Source organism: Brevundimonas sp. (assembly GCF_036399195.1).
In the GTDB taxonomy this organism is placed as follows: Bacteria; Pseudomonadota; Alphaproteobacteria; order Caulobacterales; family Caulobacteraceae; genus Brevundimonas.
Window position 1 is genome coordinate 1 of the sequence record NZ_DASWNO010000230.1, and the last position, 3146, is coordinate 3146.

Below are 3146 nucleotides of genomic sequence, written 5' to 3' on the forward strand. Positions count from 1 at the left end.
CGCGGAAACCGTGCTGGTCTGGCCCGGGCGGCGAATGGTCCGCTTCAACGCCCCGTTCGGCCCGCTGCAGGCGACCGGCGCCGCCGCCGTGCTGACCGTGACCTGGGCCGAGGGGGACGGCGGGACCGCGCGGGCGCTGAAATGGACCTTCGTGGTCGAGGGCGCGGGAACCGGAGCCATGGCGGAGGCGATCGACGGCGTCATGGCCGAACAGTTCGGGCGGCTGGCCGACCACGTCGCGGCAGGCGCCGGCTCTTGAGCGCCCCCGCAGACGCCGCCGATCAGCTGAGAGCCTTCGGCCTGACCTACCCCGAGGCGCAGCTGAAGAGCCCATGGCCGGGTCACGCGGACCTGGCCGTGCGCGACAAGACCTTCGCCTACCTCAGCGTCGCCGGGGATCCGTTCAGCCTGTCGTGCAAGCTGCCGTTCACGGGCGCGGAAGCGCGCGAGATGCCGTTCGTTCAGCCGACCGGCTATGGCCTCGGCAAGAGCGGCTGGGTCACGGCCTCATGGCCGGACGGCGTCGCCGACCCGATGGCGATGTTCCGGTCGTGGATCGACGAAAGCTACCGCGCCCAGGCGCCGAAGAAGCTGAACGCGCTGGCGCCCGCACCCGCGCCCTGAGGGGGGCGCCTCTTCTTCTGAGTTTGCTCCCTCGCCCGTGCAAGCGCTGGTTCATCACAAAGAACACGAAGAAGACGCCACGAAGGACACGAAGGGGGCGGAGACGACGACGCGGTCCGAGCTGTCAGCGAAGGACCGAGGCCAGGGGCGTCGATCGAAAGAAAGGGCGGCGAACGCCGCCATCCGGACAGGCCGAGCTGCGGGCGAGGCGACATCGCGCCGGCTTCTTCGTGACGAACCAGCATTCGTGACCCTGAGCGCCGTGGGCCGGGAGCCGAACGGCCTAGCCCGCCAGCGCCGCTTCAGACGCCACGATCCGGCTGGCGGCGTGGACCACCGCGCCGATGCGCAGCGCGGCCTGAACCTGGGTCGCCGGCACGCCATGCTTGCGCAGCTCGCCCTCGTGGGCGTCGAGGCAGGCGCCGCAGCCGTTGATGGCCGAGACGGCCGTGGACCACAGTTCGAAATCCATCTTGTCGACGCCCGGATTGGCGATGACGTTCATCCGCAGACGGGCGGGGATGGTCGTGTATTCCTGGTTCTTCATCAGGTGCAGCGACCGGTAGTAGATGTTGTTCATGCCCATGACGGCGGCGGCCGATTTCGCGGCGTTCAGCGCCTCGGGCGACAGCACGGCCGCGGCCTGGGCCTCGATCGCCTTCACCACCGGCGCGACGCCGATGGCGTGCGCCGAGGCGACGAAACAGCCCCATTTTTGCTGGTCGTTCAGAACCGTCTCGGACGCCAGCGAGCCGAGGTTCAGTGAGATGTCCTTGGCGTAGGCGGGGATCAGGTCGCGCAGGCTGTCGATGGACATGGAAGTCTCACAGGTGGCTGGTGGCTGGTGGTTGGTGGTTGGTGACTGGTGACTGGTGATCGTTACGGACGGGCTGCGGCCGGTGAAGGGTGGTCAGGGGCTTGGCTGACCGACTGGCCCGGCAATCCCAATCACCAATCACCAGCCACTCGCCACCGCTTTACGCCGCCAGCGTCTCGCCGCCCACCGGGCGGTTGCAGGCGCACAGCTCGTCGGTCTGCAGGGCGTCGACGACCCGCAGGGTGTCGGCGGGCGCGCGGCCCACGTTCAGGTTGGTGACGTAGACGTGCTGCACGACGTTGTGCGGGTCGACCACGAAGGTGGCGCGCAGGGCGACGCCCTCTTCCTCGTCGAGCACGCCCAGCGCGCGGGCCAACTTGCCGCCGTTGTCGGCGAACTGCCAGATCGGCAGCTTGTTCAGGTCGGCGTGGTCACGCCGCCAGGCCAGCTTGACGAACTCGTTGTCAGTCGAGCCGCCCAGCACCACGGTGTCGCGGTCGTCGAAATCGCGCGCCAGCGAGGCGAACTCGGCGATCTCGGTCGGGCAGACGAAGGTGAAGTCCTTCGGATAGAAGAAGATAACCTTCCACTTGCCCTCGAAGCTGTCCTGCGTCAGCGCCTCGAACGCCGACACGCCGTTTTCCTCGTGGCTGTTGAAGCCCGGCTTCACGCCGGTGATCTTGAAGTCTGGCAGTTTCTGACCGACGCCCAGCATGGCGGTTCTCCTGAAGTCTCTGAAAAGTGGGATGGTTCTGACTGGCGCCGGGGAGGGCGCCGCAGCCGCGAAATGGCCGTTGCACTGCACAATGTCAATGAGCGGAAGTGTCTATTTACGATAGATTGTTCCTATGGAAGTCATAGCCGCCGCCCACGCTGATTGACGTGTCGGCTCCCGCGCGCGACGCAAGGGCATGAGCGCCGCCTTCACCGTCGATCCTGCCTTCGAGGCCGGTTCCGTCCTCGCCGCGGAATGGCCGCTGTGCCAGGTCCGCCTCCAGATCGACGCCCGCTTCCCATGGCTGATCCTGATCCCGCGTAAGGACGGGCTGCGCGAGCTGGAGGATTTGTCCGCCTCTCACCGGATCGTGCTGATGGAAGAGGTCGTGCGCGCGGGCGCTGTGGTCCGAGAGCTCGGCGAGGCGGCCGGCCGCCCCGTGCACAAGCTGAACGTCGCCGCCCTCGGCAACGTCACCGCCCAGCTGCACCTCCACGTCATCGGCCGCCGCCGGGACGACCCTGTCTGGCCGGAGCCGGTCTGGGGGCGCGGCGAGCCTCTCGATTACGACGCGAAGGCCCTGAAGGCCGCGCTTTTCCTGATCGAGGCAAGCTGAGCCGCATCCAAACGCCGCACGGGCCGCGCCGTTCGTTGACCCCCGCCCCCCCGCTGACTAAAGCCTGATCACCGATTTCGGGCGTCTGATTTCGCTCGGTTTTTTGAGAACCATTCGCATATGTCGATCTCCCCCTCGCCGGGCGACGCCTCCAACGATCCGACCGACGACCAGAGCGGCCGGTTCGTGCGCCAGCCGAACGGCCGCGTCCGGCCGCTGTCGCCGCACCTGCAGGTCTGGCGCTTCCACACGACCATGTGGGGATCGATCCTCAACCGCCTGGCGGCCGGGGCGCTCTCGGTCGGCAGCCTGTTCGTCGCGGCATGGCTGGCGGCCCTCGCCTTCGGACCCGAAGCCTACGACGGCTTCGTCGG

Annotated in this window: 5 protein-coding genes and 1 pseudogene; 4 read left to right on the plus strand and 2 right to left on the minus strand. The window is 67.9% G+C overall.

Annotation, left to right across the window (positions count from 1 at the left end):
* A partial coding sequence (locus VGB60_RS10170; RefSeq protein WP_414644510.1) for a hypothetical protein occupies positions 1-259 on the plus strand: 259 nt, incomplete at its 5' end.
* Positions 256-624: an MmcQ/YjbR family DNA-binding protein gene (locus VGB60_RS10175; RefSeq protein ID WP_331038148.1), complete on the plus strand. Its 369-nt coding sequence runs from the start codon at positions 256-258 to the stop codon at positions 622-624. The genes VGB60_RS10170 and VGB60_RS10175, both read left to right, overlap by 4 nt.
* A 283-nt stretch (positions 625-907) precedes the next feature.
* Here VGB60_RS10175 and VGB60_RS10180 read toward each other — a convergent pair whose 3' ends face one another.
* On the minus strand, positions 908-1441 hold the full coding sequence (locus VGB60_RS10180) for a carboxymuconolactone decarboxylase family protein (RefSeq protein WP_331038149.1): 534 nt from the start codon (positions 1439-1441) through the stop codon (positions 908-910).
* 160 nt (positions 1442-1601) lie between these two features.
* The gene (locus VGB60_RS10185) at positions 1602-2156 is read right to left on the minus strand and encodes a peroxiredoxin (RefSeq protein WP_331038150.1); all 555 of its coding nucleotides are present in this window, start codon (positions 2154-2156) and stop codon (positions 1602-1604) included.
* 196 nt (positions 2157-2352) lie between these two features.
* On the opposite strand from VGB60_RS10185, the gene VGB60_RS10190 reads away from it, so the two are divergent.
* Both VGB60_RS10190 and VGB60_RS10195 read left to right on the plus strand, forming a co-directional pair.
* On the plus strand, positions 2353-2772 hold the full coding sequence (locus VGB60_RS10190; protein WP_331038151.1) for an HIT domain-containing protein: 420 nt from the start codon (positions 2353-2355) through the stop codon (positions 2770-2772).
* A gap of 120 nt (positions 2773-2892) precedes the next feature.
* Positions 2893-3146: pseudogene (locus VGB60_RS10195) on the plus strand (succinate:quinone oxidoreductase subunit C); the annotation flags it as partial.